This window comes from Flavobacterium anhuiense, from assembly GCF_900101855.1.
Classification (GTDB): domain Bacteria; phylum Bacteroidota; class Bacteroidia; order Flavobacteriales; family Flavobacteriaceae; genus Flavobacterium; species Flavobacterium anhuiense.
This window is the reverse complement of record NZ_FMVC01000006.1, coordinates 394,414-412,618: the sequence shown is the minus strand read 5'-3', so window position 1 is coordinate 412,618 and position 18,205 is coordinate 394,414. Positions and strand designations below refer to the sequence as shown.

Annotated in this window: 20 protein-coding genes and 2 tRNA genes; 10 read left to right on the top strand and 12 right to left on the bottom strand. The window is 33.3% G+C overall.

Annotated features, from left to right (window positions below; genetic code table 11):
- Window positions 1–6 precede the first annotated feature (6 nt).
- From BLP44_RS17915 to BLP44_RS17905, 3 genes are all read left to right on the top strand, one after another.
- Window positions 7–675, top strand: coding sequence for a response regulator (locus tag BLP44_RS17915; protein ID WP_008464938.1), 669 nt, complete (start codon window positions 7–9; stop codon window positions 673–675).
- 144 nt (window positions 676–819) lie between these two features.
- On the top strand, window positions 820–987 hold the full coding sequence (locus BLP44_RS17910; RefSeq protein WP_160782925.1) for a hypothetical protein: 168 nt from the start codon (window positions 820–822) through the stop codon (window positions 985–987).
- 67 nt (window positions 988–1,054) lie between these two features.
- Window positions 1,055–1,858: an endonuclease/exonuclease/phosphatase family protein gene (locus BLP44_RS17905; RefSeq protein ID WP_091134870.1), complete on the top strand. Its 804-nt coding sequence runs from the start codon at window positions 1,055–1,057 to the stop codon at window positions 1,856–1,858.
- 1 nt (window position 1,859) lies between these two features.
- Here BLP44_RS17905 and BLP44_RS17900 read toward each other — a convergent pair whose 3' ends face one another.
- The 10 genes from BLP44_RS17900 to tgt all read right to left on the bottom strand — a co-directional run bounded on the left by BLP44_RS17900 (window position 1,860) and on the right by tgt (window position 12,134).
- Window positions 1,860–3,119 (bottom strand): asparagine synthetase B, encoded by a 1,260-nt coding sequence (locus tag BLP44_RS17900; protein ID WP_066033738.1) that lies wholly within the window; start codon window positions 3,117–3,119, stop codon window positions 1,860–1,862.
- Window positions 3,120–3,464: 345 nt separating this feature from the next.
- A complete protein-coding gene (locus BLP44_RS17895) occupies window positions 3,465–4,130 on the bottom strand; it encodes a response regulator transcription factor (protein WP_008464932.1) in 666 nt (221 codons plus the stop codon).
- Between the two features lie 115 nt (window positions 4,131–4,245).
- Window positions 4,246–5,037 (bottom strand): sensor histidine kinase, encoded by a 792-nt coding sequence (locus BLP44_RS17890; RefSeq protein ID WP_091134868.1) that lies wholly within the window; start codon window positions 5,035–5,037, stop codon window positions 4,246–4,248.
- 30 nt (window positions 5,038–5,067) lie between these two features.
- Complete coding sequence (locus BLP44_RS17885) at window positions 5,068–5,700, bottom strand: hypothetical protein (protein WP_008464928.1); 633 nt, start codon at window positions 5,698–5,700, stop codon at window positions 5,068–5,070.
- Window positions 5,701–5,717: 17 nt separating this feature from the next.
- The gene (locus BLP44_RS17880) at window positions 5,718–6,068 is read right to left on the bottom strand and encodes a hypothetical protein (RefSeq protein WP_008464926.1); all 351 of its coding nucleotides are present in this window, start codon (window positions 6,066–6,068) and stop codon (window positions 5,718–5,720) included.
- Between the two features lie 132 nt (window positions 6,069–6,200).
- Window positions 6,201–7,745, bottom strand: a complete 1,545-nt coding sequence (dnaB, locus tag BLP44_RS17875; protein ID WP_008464924.1) for a replicative DNA helicase — start codon at window positions 7,743–7,745, stop codon at window positions 6,201–6,203.
- 141 nt (window positions 7,746–7,886) lie between these two features.
- Window positions 7,887–8,840, bottom strand: coding sequence for an acetyl-CoA carboxylase carboxyltransferase subunit alpha (locus BLP44_RS17870; RefSeq protein ID WP_091134866.1), 954 nt, complete (start codon window positions 8,838–8,840; stop codon window positions 7,887–7,889).
- A gap of 112 nt (window positions 8,841–8,952) precedes the next feature.
- Window positions 8,953–9,843: a DMT family transporter gene (locus tag BLP44_RS17865; protein ID WP_091134864.1), complete on the bottom strand. Its 891-nt coding sequence runs from the start codon at window positions 9,841–9,843 to the stop codon at window positions 8,953–8,955.
- Window positions 9,830–10,918 (bottom strand): LptF/LptG family permease, encoded by a 1,089-nt coding sequence (locus BLP44_RS17860; RefSeq protein ID WP_008464919.1) that lies wholly within the window; start codon window positions 10,916–10,918, stop codon window positions 9,830–9,832. The genes BLP44_RS17865 and BLP44_RS17860 overlap by 14 nt, the downstream gene beginning before the upstream one ends.
- A gap of 85 nt (window positions 10,919–11,003) precedes the next feature.
- Window positions 11,004–12,134, bottom strand: a complete 1,131-nt coding sequence (gene tgt / locus BLP44_RS17855; protein ID WP_091134862.1) for a tRNA guanosine(34) transglycosylase Tgt — start codon at window positions 12,132–12,134, stop codon at window positions 11,004–11,006.
- A 366-nt stretch (window positions 12,135–12,500) separates the two neighbouring features.
- On the opposite strand from tgt, the gene BLP44_RS17850 reads away from it, so the two are divergent.
- The 3 genes from BLP44_RS17850 (at window position 12,501) to BLP44_RS17840 (ending at window position 14,925) form a co-directional block, all read left to right on the top strand.
- The gene (locus tag BLP44_RS17850; protein ID WP_091134860.1) at window positions 12,501–12,803 is read left to right on the top strand and encodes a hypothetical protein; all 303 of its coding nucleotides are present in this window, start codon (window positions 12,501–12,503) and stop codon (window positions 12,801–12,803) included.
- Between the two features lie 244 nt (window positions 12,804–13,047).
- The gene (locus BLP44_RS17845; protein WP_008464913.1) at window positions 13,048–13,899 is read left to right on the top strand and encodes a transketolase; all 852 of its coding nucleotides are present in this window, start codon (window positions 13,048–13,050) and stop codon (window positions 13,897–13,899) included.
- Window positions 13,900–13,971: 72 nt separating this feature from the next.
- Window positions 13,972–14,925, top strand: coding sequence for a transketolase family protein (locus BLP44_RS17840; protein ID WP_066033734.1), 954 nt, complete (start codon window positions 13,972–13,974; stop codon window positions 14,923–14,925).
- Window positions 14,926–15,122: 197 nt separating this feature from the next.
- On the opposite strand, the gene BLP44_RS17835 is transcribed toward BLP44_RS17840, so the two are convergent.
- Window positions 15,123–16,265, bottom strand: coding sequence for a BamM family beta-barrel-assembly machinery protein (locus tag BLP44_RS17835; protein ID WP_091134858.1), 1,143 nt, complete (start codon window positions 16,263–16,265; stop codon window positions 15,123–15,125).
- Between the two features lie 79 nt (window positions 16,266–16,344).
- On the opposite strand from BLP44_RS17835, the gene BLP44_RS17830 reads away from it, so the two are divergent.
- Both BLP44_RS17830 and BLP44_RS17825 read left to right on the top strand, forming a co-directional pair.
- Window positions 16,345–16,743: an RNA-binding S4 domain-containing protein gene (locus BLP44_RS17830; RefSeq protein WP_008464910.1), complete on the top strand. Its 399-nt coding sequence runs from the start codon at window positions 16,345–16,347 to the stop codon at window positions 16,741–16,743.
- A 128-nt stretch (window positions 16,744–16,871) separates the two neighbouring features.
- Entirely contained in the window at window positions 16,872–17,372 is a 501-nt protein-coding gene (locus BLP44_RS17825; RefSeq protein WP_091134903.1) for a phosphoribosyltransferase domain-containing protein, read from the top strand.
- Here BLP44_RS17825 and BLP44_RS17820 read toward each other — a convergent pair.
- Window positions 17,364–17,882, bottom strand: a complete 519-nt coding sequence (locus BLP44_RS17820; protein ID WP_091134856.1) for a shikimate kinase — start codon at window positions 17,880–17,882, stop codon at window positions 17,364–17,366. The genes BLP44_RS17825 and BLP44_RS17820 overlap by 9 nt on opposite strands.
- Before the next feature lie 126 nt (window positions 17,883–18,008).
- Here BLP44_RS17820 and BLP44_RS17815 point away from each other — a divergent pair.
- Window positions 18,009–18,081: transfer RNA gene (locus BLP44_RS17815), tRNA-Lys, on the top strand.
- A gap of 40 nt (window positions 18,082–18,121) precedes the next feature.
- Window positions 18,122–18,194 (top strand) — tRNA-Lys (locus tag BLP44_RS17810).
- The last annotated feature ends 11 nt before the right edge of the window (window positions 18,195–18,205 follow it).

Sequence of the window (18,205 nt, the reverse complement as noted above, 5' to 3'; positions counted from 1 at the left end):
AATTATATGTTTAAAAAAGTTTTAGTTGCCGAAGATTTAGACAGTATCAGCCTGGCAGTAGTTCAAGTACTTGAAGAATTACAAGTTCCTGTAATTCATCATGTGAAATATTGTGACGAAGGTTTGCTTAAAATAAAAAAAGCATTGGCTGATAACGAACCTTATGATTTGCTGATTACTGATTTATCATTTAAATCTGATCACAGAAAAGTAACCTTAAATAGTGGCGATGAACTTATTGATGCCATAAACAAGGTACAGCCTAATATAAAAAAGATTGTTTTTTCTATAGAAGATAAAAGCTATAGAATTAAAACTCTTTTTAATGAATTAGGCATTAATGCTTATGTTTCTAAAGGAAGAAATAGTATTGCTGAGTTAAGAAATGCCATTGAAAGCACCTTTAATAATGAAGAAAAAATACTTTCTTCTGATTTGTCTTTTAATTTTAATGACAAAGCCTTAATCGAAATTGAATCTTATGATATTTCTATTTTGAAGCTTTTATCACAAGGATATATTTTGGAAAGCATTTCTAAGGAATTTAAAGATTTATCTATAACACCTAACGGAACAAGCAGTATTGAAAAAAGAATCAATAAACTGAAAATCTATTTTAAGGCTAACAATAATGTGCATTTAATTGCAATCGCAAAAGATTTCGGATTGGTGTAATTTTTATGGCGCTTTACGGGTTTCCGTAAGGATTACACTTTTGATACCGTTAAATTTGTAATAACCTATTAACCTACCATGAAACCGAAAAGTAAAGCGAGTATTATATTCTCCAAAATTAATACTACACAAAATAAAATTATTATGAAAACAATGTTACTCTGCCTTTTTTTATCAATTAGCTTTGCCTTTGTTTCTGAAAAAACGGGCTGGCTAGAAATTGATTGGAAAATTATATTTATTCCAGCATTATTAGTATTGCAAATTATAATTATCGGAACTGCGCTAAAAAACCGATACAAAAAACATTAATTAATTTTAAGAAAGGCTTGATTATTGCTGAAAAAGAAGGTTCATATCTTTTTCTATAAATTTTTACATGAAAAAAACTCTCAGCCTCGTCTTATTATTTTTTACCTTTTTATCTTTAGCGCAGACCAAAGTGGTATCTTGGAATTTAGAAAATTTTGGAAAATCCAAATCTGACATCCATTTAAATTATATTGCCAAAACAATTTCTAATTACGATATTATTGCAATTCAAGAAGTTGTTGCTGGAATTGGTGGGGCCCAAACTGTTGCAAAATTGGCATCATTACTTAATGAAAAAGGAAATAAATGGGATTATAAAATAAGCGATCCTACTTCTAGCAGCAGTTACAAAACTGAACGCTATGCTTTCATTTGGAAAACCAACAAAGCCAAATTAAAAAGCAGACCTTCGCTCGAGAAAAAATTTAGTGTAGAAATTGATCGGGAGCCCTATTTCGCCACATTCGAAATCAACAAAAAGACAATTACACTGGTTAATTTTCATGCCATAACGAAAAAAAAACAGCCCGAAACCGAAATCAAATATTTCAAATTTTTACCAAACGAATATCCCCATTTAAACCTTATTTTTTTAGGCGATTTCAATTGTCCCGAAAAACATTCTGTTTTTAACCCATTAAAGAAAATGGGATATGCATCTTTATTAAAAAATCAAAAAACGACTCTTAAACATCAATGCAAAAGCAATATTTGTCTTGCATCTGAGTTTGACAATATCTTTTATAAGACATCGAGTTTAAAAGTTTTTAATTCTGGTATTATTAAATTTTACGAAGATTTTGATTCACTGCAGAATGCAAGAAAAGTATCCGACCATATTCCAATCTGGTTTGAATTTTCTTTAAACTGATTTATGTTTTAAGCTTCTTTTTTCTAGCCGCCGGAAACAAAACGTTATTCAAAATCAATCTATAACCTGGAGAATTCGGATGTAAATCTAAAACCGTCGGTGGATCTCCAACTTGGTGTTGAAAATCTTCTGGGTCATGTCCTCCAAAAAAAGTAAACATCCCCTTGCCTTTTTCTCCATGAATATATCTTGACTCGCCGTTTAATTCGCAGGTTCCCATGATCAAGATATTCGATTTTATTAATGAAGTATCAAATGAAGTGGTTTGTCCCATGAAACCTTTTACCAATTGTGTATGATTTTGACATAACATACTCGGAATCGGATCCCATTTTGCAGAAAACTCCATTAAAGTAAAATAATCTTTCTCCATCAATACTCTCCTTTTCGTTGTCATATCGATATCTGAAAACTCATAAACTTCTGGTCTTCTTTCAAGAGTAAAATTCTTGAAGGCAAACGAGTTATTATAATTCAATTTTGATTGATAGTTAGACTCACTTGGATCGCCGTCAAACATTGTTTCGCAAATATCCACACCATCAGCTGCAAGTGCGATATCAAAACTATCTGTAGCAGAACACATAGCAAACATAAAACCTCCGCCAATTACAAAATCTCTAATCTTTTTTGCAACCGCTCCTTTTTCCTGAGATACTTTTGCGTATCCTAGTTTTGCAGCTAAGGCTTCTGCATCCTTTTTTTGATCAATATACCAAGGAGTATTTTTGTAAGCTGCATAAAATTTTCCGTATTGCCCAGTAAAATCTTCGTGATGCAGATGTAGCCAATCATACATTAATAATTGGTCACTTAAAACTTCTTCATCATAAATTGGCGTAAAAGGAATTTCGGCGTAAGTCAAAACCAAAGTCACAGCATCATCCCATGGCTGTTTTCCTTTTGGAGTATAAACCGCTATTTTAGGAGCTTTTTCCAAAATCACCGATTCCATATTTTGTGAAGGACTCGAAATTTCATTCAGAATAGAAGCTTGTTCACTATCTGAAATCACTTCAAAACTAACTCCTCTTATTTTACATTCTTTTCTAATTTCATCAGCATCAGGAAGTAAAAAAGAGCCTCCGCGGTAATTTAAAAGCCAACTTGCTTTATAATCCCTGCTCAAACACCAATAAGTAATTCCGTATGCTTTTAGATGATTTTGCTGCGTTGTTTCGTCCATCGGAAGTAAGATAAACGAAGCTCTAGCATTAAATGTTGCTAATAGTATAAAAATGTAGAATAAACTCTTATTCATCAGAAAATTATTTTAGTAAAGATATAAAAGGATGCACCAAAAAAAGAATGCTTACAATCTTTTCTGACATAATAGAATGTTAAAAAAAAAACTTGGAAATGAAAGATTCTAAACATGAAAAAACAGGTAAAAACACCTATAATTTGATAGAAAATTCTCTATAAATTTGCTATCCCAAGTTCACAAAAACTAATCGCTGTAAAAAATTAACCACTATGAAGTTTAATGAAAGCAACAACCAACAAAAGGGTTTAAATATGATTCAAAAAATAGGTTTATGTGTTCTTGTGATAACAATCATATTATATTATGTACTGTCCATTCAGTTTTTGACAGCATAATTTTCTAAATTGTTAAGACTGCCAATTCATTCTGGATCGCATAGACAACCAAACCAGCAATATTTCGCGATTCTGTTTTAAGCAATAAATTATTCCTATGTCCTTCTATTGTTCTCGGACTTAAAAAAAGATGTTCTGCAATTTCTGCAGTAGTTTTCTGCTGGCAAATTAATTGTAGAATTTCGATTTCGCGAGGAGAAAGAAAATTTGTTTCTAAACCGCCTCTTGTATTTTTAGGAGAAACTATGGTTTCTTGAATTGTTTTTAAAACATTTTCGTTGTAATAGAAACCTTTTTTTGCTACTTCGTTGATTGTATGAATTAAATCTTTTGGAGTGGTATTTTTTATTAAGTAAGCGACAGCGCCAACTTGAATCATATTTGCAATAAAAGATTTGGTATCATAACTGGTCAATGCAATAATCTTAATATCTGGAAAGAGTTTTCTAATAATTTTAGTGGCTTCGACACCGTTCAAGACCGGCATTTTTAAATCCATTATTATTATATCTGGTTTTATTTCCCTTTCATTCAACTGTGAAATAAGCTCATCGCCATTTGGAGCTTCAAAAATAACATCTATATTTTCTTCTCTCTGTAATAAAAAAGAAATTCCTTTTCGAAACAAAATTTCATCATCGACTAGGGCAATTTTGATAGCAGCATTCATCTTATTTGTTTTTGGTCGTTTAATTTGGTTTATCGAAATTACAAAATATGATTTAGAAAAAGTCTAAATACCCCACTTTATTGACTAAAAACCTTAATAAAACACATAATTCCAGCTAAAAAGTAAAATTTACAACAATACCATTATTAATTTCAGAGTTAATTTCTATTGTTCCTTCCAAAAACGATATGCGGCTATCTATATTTTTCATTCCTAGACCTTTCTGGTTTTCAGCATTTGAACTATCAAAACCAACACCATTATCTTTGTAGTTGCAAGTATTTATTCCGTTAACATTAGCAAACGAAATCCATATTTCTGAAGCTTTTCCGTGGCGTATAGAATTATTCATAAGCTCTTGTAGAATTCTAAAAACATGCAGATGCCTGTCTATATCTTTCTCATCAAAATCAATTTCGTTTTTATAATGTGTTTTAACCGATTTACTGCTTTCAAACTCCCCACACAATTCCTCGATACCTGCATTCAATCCAAATTTTTCAAAAACTGGCGGCAACAAATTGTGTGCAATTTTTCTAGAATTATCTAATGCCTTTGTTGTCAAAGCAATAATATTTTCTGTAATTTCTGCTGTTTCAGCTTCAGTTAAGTTTGGCGCTGTAAGCAAATGGCTGTTTAAGGAAACAATGTTCAATTTTGAACTAATATCGTCATGAAGATCCTGCGCAATCCTTTTACGTTCTTCCTCTTGGGTTACAATTATAGCGTGTAGTTGTTCCTTTTGATATCGAAGTATTAAATCTATTTTTTCTAATTCTTTCTGAATGATTTTTTTCCTAGAAAAGTAAAAGAATATAATCAATGCCACTGCAACAATTATAAAAAACAAAGAGATGTATAATATTATGGCTACGAGTTCTTTCTCAGGAATATAACCTGTATTCATATCTGTTCATTTTATATTATACAATAGAATCTAGTTCTGTAAACTTTTTCTCGAAAAACTTTTTAACCATTCAAATAAAATAATCAAATAATAAACTATTAATAAAAAAGCATTTAATTGCCAGCTCAAGTATTTTAAGTCAGCACTTAATCCTGTTGAAAGATTGCCAATTAAAAATAAGACCGTGCTAGCCAACAAATAAAAAACTATCCCCATACTTATATAATAATACTTTTTGTTTTCTGTAAGCATATTATAAAAATGAAGTAATGCAAAAACAACAATGAGCAAAGAAGTTAAAGTAATTCCAAATAAATTAAACTTTAAGAATTGACTTGAATCTATTACAAATTGGATTAATAAAATCAATAAAGCAATTATTAATGAGGTCTTGACGAATATTTTTTGAGCTTTATTATAAAATAGCGAATTATAAAAAAGCCCCAGAATAATCATTTGCCCTATAAAAAAAATATTTACAAGAAATAAATTACTCATCCCTAAATGGTATACCAATTCCATTGAAAACTGCAACACAGTTGAAAAGGCCAAATAAGAGACAAAAAAAACATTAGCTTTTTCCTTGTGGAAAAAGCTAAATGTATATAGAACAAGATTAATCAATAAAATCAAATAACTTGAATATATTAAAAAATCATCCATTCTTGAAATTCAATTAATTAATATGGAGGACTTGGTCTTGCACCGTCATATACAACCTCTTCTGCTCCTTCACCACCTTCTACACCATCTCCAGTACCGTATACATTAACCCATTTACCAGTTTCTTTATCATATTCGGCACCAACAAAAAGCAATGTTTTTTCTTTCTGATCGTTTATGCCTAGATAAGCCCAAACAGCTTCTGTTTCAAGTTTTAAAACTTTTTCTAAACTCTCTCTTGGTATTAAAAAAGCTTTTACTTTGTTCTTAGAGTCTTCGATTGTGGTATCATTCTGATATCTTCTTTCCCACTCATTTGCAGTTGCTAACGGAATCTGGATAGGTCCCGGAAAAGTTTCTTCATTCATAATTTAAATTTGTTAATTGGTTAATAAAAAACTTGATAGTTTATAATTGGTTTCGCTAAACTACTGATTTTTATTAAAAAATTAACATCAAAACATAAAAAAAAGCCTTAGAAACAAGGCTTTTTTTGTTTTTTAAAACGGAACATCGCTATCGTCATCGTCATCATTTAAATTACTTCCGAAAGCTTCATTAGCAGATGGTAAATTTTTTGTTAGGAAAGGATTATCATCATGATTCATTTTAGAAGGTAAATCATCATACCCACCTGTAAATTCTTCTAGGTTATCAAATTTACCCAAATGTCCTAAGAATTTTAGACGAATATTTTCCAATCCACCGTTACGGTGCTTGGCTATAATAAATTCAGCCTGCCCTTGTGTTGAAGATGCCTCATCATCATCCCATTCTTCAATTTTATAATATTCAGGACGATAAATAAACGATACAATATCAGCATCTTGCTCGATCGCTCCAGATTCACGAAGATCCGAAAGCAAAGGTCGTTTACTAGATCCACGGGTTTCAACGGCACGCGATAACTGAGAAAGTGCAATTACCGGAACGTTCAACTCTTTTGCCAAAGCCTTTAAGTTTCGAGAAATTGTTGAGATCTCCTGCTCACGGTTTCCGCCTCCTTTACCACTTCCACCTGCAGTCATCAACTGCAAGTAGTCAATAATGATTAATTTAATTCCGTGCTGCGAGGCCAAACGACGACATTTTGCACGTAAATCGAATATCGAAAGCGAAGGTGTATCATCTATAAATAATGGTGCTTTTTCTAAATCTTTTACTTTAGTACTCAGCTGTTCCCATTCGTGTTTTTCTAATTTACCGGTTCTTAGTTTTTCTGAAGAAAGTCCAGTTTCAGAAGAAATAAGCCTTGTAATTAACTGAACCGATGCCATCTCCAGAGAGAAAATCGCAACCGCATGCCCAAACTGAATACTTACGTTTCTAGCCATCGAAAGGACGAAAGCTGTTTTACCCATACCAGGACGAGCCGCAATAATAATCAAATCCGAAGGCTGCCATCCAGAAGTTACTTCATCTAGTTTCTCAAATCCAGTTGCCACACCACTCAAACCTTCTTTACCCGCAATTTCTTCAATACGCTTCTTCGCCTGAAGAACTAAACTCTGAGCCGTTTCAGAACTACGTTTAATATTCCCTTGCGTTACTTCATACAATTTAGATTCTGCCTTGTCCAGCAAATCGAAAACGTCTGTGGTTTCGTCATAAGATTCTTCAATAATTTCAGATGAAATTCGAATCAAACTTCTTTGAATAAATTTTTGAAGAATAATACGCGAGTGAAATTCGATGTGCGCAGAAGAAGCAATTTTTTGCGTAAGCTGAATCAGATAGAAATCTCCACCGGCTAATTCTAACTTACCATTTTTCTTCAATTGCGTAGAAACTGTCAGCAAATCGATAGGCTGTGTTTCTGTAAAAAGTTGCAAAATTGCTTCAAAAATATGTTTGTGTGCGTCTTTATAAAAAGCGTCTGGCTGTAAAATATCAATTACATCATCTACCCCCTTTTTGTCAATCATCATCGCACCAAGTACAGCCTCTTCCAAGTCAATTACTTGAGGAGGAAGCTTACCTTTTTCTAGATTGATAATAGTAGTTTTGTCGACCTTGACAGGGTTTACATTTTTGAAATTTTCCATATAGCGAAAGTAGCAAAATTTAAAAAAAATATGCTAACGAGTTATAACTATTCTATTGTTTATAAATATATTTTTTGTGTTGATAACCAAAAAAAAATCCGAAACCGCAGGGCTTCGGATTTTTAATTCTATTTTATGAATTTACTCTTTAAACTCGCCCATATTGCTGTATTTGTCCATTCTCTGGGCAATTAAATCAGCTGTTGATAAGTCTTTCAATTCGTTATATCCTTTTGTAATATATTCCGCAACTGTTTTAAAAGTAGTTTCTCTGTCATAATGTGCTCCGCCTAGTGGCTCTGGAATCACATCATCAACAAGTTTTTGTTTTTTCATATCAGAAGAAGTCAGTTTTAAAGCTTCTGCTGCACGCTCTTTGTATTCCCAGCTTTTCCATAAAATAGAAGAGCAGGATTCTGGAGAAATTACAGAGTACCAAGTATTTTCTAACATATAAACACGGTCTCCGACACCAATTCCTAAAGCTCCACCAGAAGCACCTTCACCAACAATGATAGTGATGATTGGCACTTGCAGACGAACCATTTCGAATATATTTCTAGCAATAGCTTCTCCTTGTCCTCTTTCTTCAGCTTCCAATCCTGGATATGCACCCGGAGTATCTACTAAAGTAAGAACCGGAATTCCGAATTTCTCTGCCATTTTCATCAAACGTAAAGCTTTACGGTATCCTTCTGGATTAGCCATACCAAAATTACGGTATTGACGTGTTTTGGTATTAAACCCTTTTTGCTGACCGACAATCATAAACGATTGTCCGTTTATTTTACCAAGACCACCAACCATAGCTTTATCATCTTTAAAACCTCTGTCTCCATGAAGTTCTAAGAAAGTATCTCCGCAGATTGCTTTGATATAGTCTAAAGTATAAGGTCTATTTGGGTGTCTTGACAATTGTACCCTCTGCCAAGCCGTAAGGTTTTTGTATATATCTTTCTTAGTCTGCTCTAATTTCTTGTTGATTTCCTTGCACGTTGGCGTTACGTCAACGTCAGATTCTTTTCCAATAATAACGCACTTTTCTAACTGTTCTTCAAGTTCTTTAATTGGAAGCTCAAAATCTAAATATTCCATGGATTTTTGAATTTTGTTTGTAAATCGAACCGCAAATATAAAAATATTATATCATTGGCGAAGTTAATTGTTATTTAAAGTATAAAAATGCATTTTAAAAATAAGGAAACTATTACAAGTTTTCCTTCTTGTTCTGATAGTGCTTAAAAACACCGTTTAGAATAACTGTTATAATAATTATTACTGCGCCGACGTAAAACTCAACACTCATTTTTTCTTTTCCTCCTAATATGAAATAAGCCAAAACTATTCCGTAAACTGGCTCTAAATTAGTAGTTAACATTACCGTATAAGGCGTCAATCTTTGCATCACTTTTACCGAAGCAGTAAAAGCATAAGCTGTACATATTGAAGCTAAAATCAATAATAAGACCCAGTTATTTAAAGACATTTCGAAGAAATCTGCTTTAAATTTTCCTTGAAACAAAAAATAAATCGTAATAAAGAAAACTCCTGCACCAAACTCATAAAAAGTAATTACAGAAGGTTCATGATCTGAAATCAATTTTCCATTCATTAAAGTAAATAAAACACCTAAAATAATTGCGGCCAAGGCATAATAAACGCCTTCAAGGTACTTTATCTCAACTTGAAGAATCAATCCTAGACCAGCAATTATGATAAGTCCGAAAAGAACTTCATACCAAAGCACCTTTCTTCCGTAAAATAATGGTTCCAATAAAGAAGCAAAAAATGCTCCTAATGAAAATATGGAAAGCGTAATAGAAACGTTTGAAACATGAATTGCCCTAAAAAAGAAAATCCAATGAAGAGCGATCAGTAATCCGACAAAAATCAATTTTAAAAATTCCTTCACAGGAACTTGAAAAGACTGTTTTTTAAAGGCAATAAATCCACCCAAAAAAATCATCGCAATCAGCATTCTGTACCAAACCAGATTTTCGGCATCAATAGTAATTAAAGCGCCCAAAATGGCGGTAAAACCCCAGATAAAAACAATTAAATGAAGATTTAAATAACTTTTTAAATTATCGTTTCGCATTACGTAACAGGTAAACTGCTAAGATTCCAAAAACAATATTCGGAAACCAGACAGCCAATAAAGGTGAGAATGTAGATTTTTCGGCAAGTGTACCAAAGATTTTATCAAAGAATACAAATGAAAACGCAATTGCAATTCCGATGGCAAGGTTCATTCCCATTCCACCGCGACGTTTCATAGAAGAAACCGAAACTGCAATAATAGTTAAAATGAATGCTGAAACTGGGATACTGTATTTTTTATAAAGAACAACCAAATAGGTATTAATATTTCCAGAACCTCTTTTTCTTTCTTTTTCAATAAAATCAATTAATTTACCCAAAGTCAGCGTTTCAGCAATATAGACTACGGGCGTTAAATCTGATAATTCAAATTTGAAGGCAACATTTTTTTCGGGAGATTTTTCAATTACATCATTTAAATCTCCGATAGTCCTTTTTGTATAATCGTATAAAACATAAATCTTCTTTTTAGGATCCCATTTAATACGGCTTGCAGTAATTTTATATGTCAGTTTCTCTTTTTCGAAATGTTCTAACGAAAAATTGAAAGCTGTTTTTGATTCTTCATTAAAGCTATTCACGAAAATAAAATCATGGTCGTTAATCTGTCTGAAAACATTGGTGTTTTCACCACGCATGAGTTCTTTTCCGTTTCCTTTAAGATATGTATACCTAAAATTATTGTAACCTTCACTGGCTGCAGGAACAATAAAAAATCCCATTAGCAATACGAAAATCGACACAATTGTTGCCCCTATAATATAAGGACGCAGGAAACGTGTAAATGAAATTCCAGAACTCAAAATAGCAATAATCTCTGTATTATTCGCCAATTTGGATGTGAACCAAATTACCGATAAGAACAAGAATATCGGAAATAGTGAGTTAATAAAGTAAATCGTAAAATTGTAATAATAGAAAGCAATATCTCCAAACGGAATCTTGTTTTCAAGCATTTTATTTACCTTTTCCGAAACGTCAATTACGATTCCGATTGGCGCAAATAAAAGAAGCATCACAGAAAAAGTTCCGAGGTATCTTTTTAAAATGTATTTATCTATTATTGAAAGCATATATATATTGTTTGTTTGGTTCCAAGTTTCAAGTTTCACGCTCTGTAGAGAACTTGAAACTTGAGACCTGGAACTTAAAACTCTTTTAAAGTCTTTGGCTCATATTTTTAACCATCATTTCTTTCCATGGTCTAAAATCGCCTGCTAAGATATGTTTTCTAGCTTCACGAACCAACCACATGTAGAAACCAAGATTATGAATCGTTGCAATTTGCTTTCCTAAATATTCATTAGCAGCAAACAAGTGTCTCAAATAGGCTTTTGTATATTCTGTATCAACAAAAGTGTGCCCCATTTCATCAATTGGAGAAAAATCAGCTTCCCATTTTTTGTTTTTGATATTGATTGTTCCATTTGCTGTAAACAACATTCCGTTTCTTGCATTACGCGTTGGCATAACACAATCGAACATATCAATTCCTAATGCAATATTTTCCAAAATATTAATTGGAGTTCCAACCCCCATTAAGTAACGGGGTTTATCTTCTGGAAGAATTTCGCAAACTACTTCAGTCATAGCGTACATTTCTTCAGCTGGTTCACCAACAGAAAGTCCGCCAATTGCATTTCCTTGCTGACCAGCATTTGCAATATATTCAGCCGACTGGCGACGAAGATCTTTATAAGTACTTCCTTGAACAATCGGGAAAAACGTTTGTTCATAACCATATTTATAAGGCACTTTTTCCAAATGTGCTATACAGCGGTCTAACCAGCGATGCGTCATATGCATAGAACGTTGCGCATAACGATAATCGCACGGATAAGGTGTACACTCATCAAAGGCCATAATAATATCTGCACCAATTGTACGCTGAATTTCCATTACATTCTCTGGCGTAAAAAAGTGGTAAGAACCATCAATATGCGATTTAAACTTTACCCCTTCCTCTTTAATTTTTCTATTTGAAGAAAGAGAATACACCTGATATCCTCCAGAATCAGTCAAAATATTACGATCCCAGTTCATGAACTTATGCAATCCGCCAGCTTTTTCAAGAATTTCTGTCTGAGGACGCAGATATAAATGATAGGTGTTTCCAAGAATAATATCCGGATTAATCTCTTCTTTAAGCTCGCGCTGATGCACTCCTTTTACAGAAGCAACAGTTCCAACAGGCATAAAAATAGGCGTTTCAATTACGCCATGATCAGTAGTAATACTTCCCGCTCTTGCTTTAGACTGCGGATCTTTTTGTAATAAATCAAACTTCATCTGTTTCTTTTTTCAGAGCGCAAAGATAGTTTAATTTCAGGGAAAATTTATGAATTGGAAAATTTGTCAATTAGAAAATTAGCTAATATTTTCTTAATTTCAGATTCTACGTTTTAGGATTTTGATTTTCACATTTGCAATTTACTTCATTTGGGCGTTCTAATGGTTAGGCTATCCTCTATTTCCCCATTAAAAAAAAACTACGGCTAAAAAGCCTTGGGAGATGCCGCTGCTATCCCTAACGCAAACGGGTTTCAAAAAACTTAGCCAACGAATGTAAAAAGTACAAGGATCAGATTATTAAAATGTAACAGTTTCACCGATTCTTTTCATAATTTTAATATTCAACTAAAAAACTTTAGAATCATGATAAACGCAGATGAGAAACTAGACCAAATCAAGGATGATCAAATTGAAAGAAACCTTGAAAACATGAATTCTGATGCAAATGAAGATATTTACAATCAAGAAGAAAGATTAGAAGATATTGATCCTCAAGATATCTCTGGAGAAAGAATAATCAATAATGACCATCACGAATGGAAACAAAATAGTGATAAAATCGGAAATGATCTTGATGTTCCAGGCTCTGAACTTGATGACGAGCAAGAAGACCTTGGTTCAGAAGACGAAGAAAATAATTATTACAGCGAAGGAGATACTGAATAACTTCATCTTTTTTATTATACCCTCACAAAAGTCTTGCAGAAACGCAAGGCTTTTTTATTGTTCTCTTTAAAAAATGTGGACACACTCTTATAAAGAATTAAAAGCAAAACATTCGTTACATTTACTTTCATAATGTAAAAAAAATAGTAAAATTTAACAATTGCTATACAACTAAAGCAAAAAATCATTTGTCTCCCCGCAAAATAACGATTACTTTTGCTCCAGTTTAACTTTTACATATAAAATGAAGCCTAACACACAACAATTAAGCGATTTAACGATCCAAGTAAGAAGAGATATTCTTAGAATGGTACATGCTGTAAACTCTGGACACCCAGGTGGTTCTTTAGGTTGTACTGAATTTTTGGTAACATTATATCAAAATATAATGGACCGCAAAGAAGGTTTTGATATGGACGGAATTGGAGAAGACATCTTTTTCCTTTCAAATGGCCATATTTCCCCAGTATTCTATAGCGTTTTAGCGCGCAGCGGTTACTTTCCAATTTCAGAGCTTGCTACTTTTAGATTATTAAACTCTCGTTTACAAGGACACCCAACAACTCATGAAGGTTTACCTGGAGTTCGAATGGCTTCTGGTTCATTAGGACAAGGTTTATCTGTAGCTTTGGGAGCAGCTCAAGCTAAAAAATTAAACAAAGACAATCATTTAGTTTATACTTTACACGGAGACGGAGAATTGCAAGAAGGTCAAAACTGGGAAGCTATCATGTATGCTTCTGCTAAAAAAGTAGACAACATTATTGCTACAATTGACGTTAACGGAAAACAAATTGACGGAACAACTGACGAAGTTTTGGCAATGGGAAGCCTTCGCGCAAAATTTGAAGCTTTTGACTGGGATGTTTTAGAAATCACAGAAGGAAACAATATTGATGCTATCATCGCTGGTTTAACTGATGCTAAATCAAGAACAGGGAAAGGAAAACCAGTTTGTATTTTATTGCATACAGAAATGGGTAATGGTGTTGATTTCATGATGCACACGCACGCATGGCACGGTAAAGCTCCAAATGACGAGCAATTAAAAAATGCATTAGCTCAAAACTACTCTAAAGATCAAGTTGATTACTAAAACAGCTTTAAGCTTTAAGCCATAAGCTTCACGCTTATTGCCTACTGCCTATTGCATACAGCAAAAAATAAAATGAAAAAATACGAAAATACAGGAAGCAAAGATACTCGTTCTGGTTTTGGAGCGGGAATGACTGAATTAGGTCAAAAAAACGAGAATGTTGTAGCATTATGTGCTGACTTAATTGGATCATTAAAATTTGATGAATTCAAAAAAAATCACCCAGAGCGCTTTTTCCAAATCGGAATCGCAGAAGCAAATATGATTGGAATCGCTGCAGGCTTAACGATTGGAGGAAAAATTCCATTCACAGGAACTTTTGCTAACTTCTCTACAGGAAGAGTTTACGATCAAATTCGTCAATCTGTGGCTTACTCAGATAAAAATGTAAAAATCTGCGCTTCTCACGCAGGTTTAACTTTAGGAGAAGACGGAGCTACACACCAAATCTTAGAAGATATCGGTTTAATGAAAATGTTGCCTGGTATGACTGTAATCAACACTTGCGATTACAACCAAACCAAAGCTGCAACTATTGCATTAGCAGACCACCACGGTCCTGCATACCTACGTTTCGGACGTCCAGTTGTACCTAACTTTACTCCTGCTGACGAACCATTCGTAATCGGAAAAGCTATTCTTTTAAACGAAGGAACTGACGTAACAATTATCGCAACAGGACACCTAGTTTGGGAAGCCCTTATCGCAGCTGAAAAATTAGAAGAAAAAGGAATTTCTGCTGAAGTAATCAACATCCACACTATCAAGCCTCTTGACGAAGAAGCAATTCTTAAATCAGTTGCTAAAACTAGATGTGTAGTTACTGCAGAAGAGCACAACTACCTTGGAGGTCTTGGAGAAAGCGTTTCAGGAGTATTAGCATTAAACAATCCAACTCCACAAGAATTTGTAGCAGTACAAGATAGTTTTGGAGAATCTGGAACTCCAGAGCAATTAATGGAAAAATACAAATTAAACAATCAAGCAATTGTTGAAGCTGTAGAAAGAGTAATTAAAAGAAAGTAATTTTAAACTTTCTACTTATAAAAAAACCTCGAAATTCACATTTCGAGGTTTTTTTATTGCCTTTTATTAAAATAAAGCTTTATAAACTATTGTCCAGCATTTTTTTGTCCACTTAGCAAATATTCATTTAGGGCAAATTATTTATAAAAAAAGCCTTGAAATGTAAATTCCAAGGCTTCAATATTTTGTATTTTTTTTTAATTTTTTTGATAAGGATACGTTTTATCAAGATGAATCCTTAATCGTCCTTGTGTTGTATAATCTTCTGGAACAAATTTTCGAGGATTTGTAATTGACTCCGGTTTCGTAGGATCAGTAAGCTCTCCCGTTGGTCTTCTCGGAATACCCCACAATTCACTTTCATCTATGTTTGGAGTATCAGGATTATCACCTATTGGATCATAAGGATAGTATAAACCAACACCAGTTACTGGAGCGCCTGCTGGTTTCTCAATTTCAAATCTAGTTGTATATCCATCACCATCATCATCAAAATCTAAAAAATCAGGAATTCCATCCCCATCAGTATCATCTATTAATTCTTTTGGCATATTAGGATATCTTGCCGTATCCCCGTGATTATACACATAGCCATCACCATTAACATCCTCCAAATAAGTTGGAACACCATCTCCTACAGTTGCTTGTGCAGAAGCACTATATTCAAGATCAGATCGTTTTAAAGCAAATAATTTAAAACTAAACACCAAAGGTGAATATACTGGAATATCTTCATTAGGATTTCCATAATAACCTAATCCAGAAGGTAAAAACATCACCCCTGCCCCATAGTCATTATATGTAATAGTTCCATCATCACCCGCTGGATTACGAGTTCCTACCTTAAATTTCGGCATGATCTCTCCCCAACCATCTATGACTCCATTTGTAGCATAGACATTCAAATTGAAATTACGGGCCAATCCGTAAGATGTATCAAACTGAGTACCATTTAAAAGCGATCCTGTGTAAGAAACCGTAACCTCATCAAAATTACATGGGGCATCACCAACACCTTTTCTCAAAGTCAAATAATAAACTCTGTAGGTAACATCATGGTTATAAACATCTCTATATTCTAATGGATAAGTTGTCTGATCCCAAATAGAAGTCTGTGTTCCGCCAGCTGGAATTTTTGATATTTTAATATCAAAATCTGCCGTAACCTCTTCAATATAATTTGTCTTTAAATATTTTACAATCGAATCATTATCTGCTTTATATTGCTCGGCATAATCTCTTAAAGGAACAACCTCTAGCTCATCATCATCACTTTTATTACAAGAAACGATAGCAAGACCAGCAAGTAACAAAACAAAATAATATTTAAATTTATTCATTATTATCATTTTTTTAGGTGCGCAAGATACAATATTGATTTATTTTTGTAAAGAATTTAACTTGGATTTTAGAAAAATTATGAGAATAGATAAATACTTGTGGTGCGTTCGTTATTACAAGACCAGAAACATGGTTACTGAAGCTTGCAAAAAGAATCAGATCACTGTAAATGGGCAGATTGCAAAACCTTCAAAAGAAGTTTTTCCTACAGACCGAATTACGTTTAGAAAAGATCAAATTACACAGATTATAACAGTTTTAGATATTCCGCAAAATCGTGTAGGAGCAAAATTGGTTGATTTATATCAAAAAAACGAAACTCCACCAGAAGCTTTTGCACATTTGGAGATGCTAAAATTATCGAAAGAGCATTCTAGAAGAACAGGTGCAGGTCGTCCAACTAAAAAGGACAGAAGAGACATTGACGACTACGGAGACGAATTTTACGATGACGAGGAAGACCATGATGAAAATTAAATTTCAAATCCCAGATTCCAAATACGATAAATTTGAATTTCACAATTTCATTCTTGCTTCACAAAGTTTGGAATTTGGAATTTTTAAAATTGGAGTTTAAAATTATTTACCTTAGCAAAAAAAACACCATGAGCAGCAATATTATCCTAACCCATCAGGAAATCGAACATAAAATAAAACGTATCGCTTATCAAATTTACGAGACTTTTGTTGACGAAGAAGAAGTTGTTATTGCAGGAATTGCTTCTAACGGATTTGTTTTTGCCGAAAAAATTGCTTCGGCACTTAGCAGCATTTCTACCTTAAAGGTTTCTATCTGCGAAGTAAAAGTAAACAAACAAAATCCGCAAGAAGCTATACAAACTTCATTAAGCCCTGAGGAATACAAAAACAAAGGACTTGTTTTGGTTGACGATGTACTAAATTCAGGCACTACATTAATATATGCTGTTCGTCATTTCTTAGACGTTCCGCTTAAAAAATTCAAAACAGCAGTACTTGTTGACCGAAACCACAAAAAATATCCTGTAAAGGCCGATTTTAAAGGAATTTCACTTTCAACATCTTTATTAGAGCATGTTCAAGTAGTTTTCAATTCAGAAAACGGCGATTATGCTTCTCTAAGCTAAGATTTCTAAAATATCTTGAACCGTTTCTTCGACAGATTTATTATCTACCGAAACCTTATGTTTTGCCTGATTGTAGTAGAAACTTCTGTCGAATAAATGTTTCGCGATAAACTCTTTCATTTCTTCTTCATTCATATTAGCAATTAAAGGACGTTTGCTTTTATTATGCACCAATCTATTATATAAGGTATCAATTGATGCTTTTAAATATATAGAGGTAACACCTTCCCCTTTTAACAATTCATGATTATTGGCATAACATGGAGTTCCTCCTCCTAGTCCTATAATATTATTTTCAGAAGATTGCAGCAATTCAACAAACATTTCATGTTCAAGTTTTCGAAAATAGACTTCACCATGCCTCTCAAAAATCTCATTTATGGATAAATTTGCTCTTTCTTCGATGCATTTATCCAAATCTAAGAACGGAATATTTGTAATTTTTGACAAATTTTGGGCGATTGTTGACTTTCCGCAACCCATGTAACCTAACAGTACAATTTTTTTCATATTAATAAAACCTTATAAACTAAGCAATTGGAGATTTTTCCAAAAAAAAGACAAATTTATGATAAAATAGCTTGGAAACTTCAAAAAAAACTCCTTATATTTGCACCCGCATTCAAGAAATTAAATGACTCGATAGCTCAGTCGGTAGAGCACATCACTTTTAATGATGGGGTCCTGGGTTCGAGCCCCAGTCGGGTCACAAATTTTGTGATTAACAAATTAAATTTCTTGAAAGTAATGACTCGATAGCTCAGTCGGTAGAGCACATCACTTTTAATGATGGGGTCCTGGGTTCGAGCCCCAGTCGGGTCACAAAGGTCGGG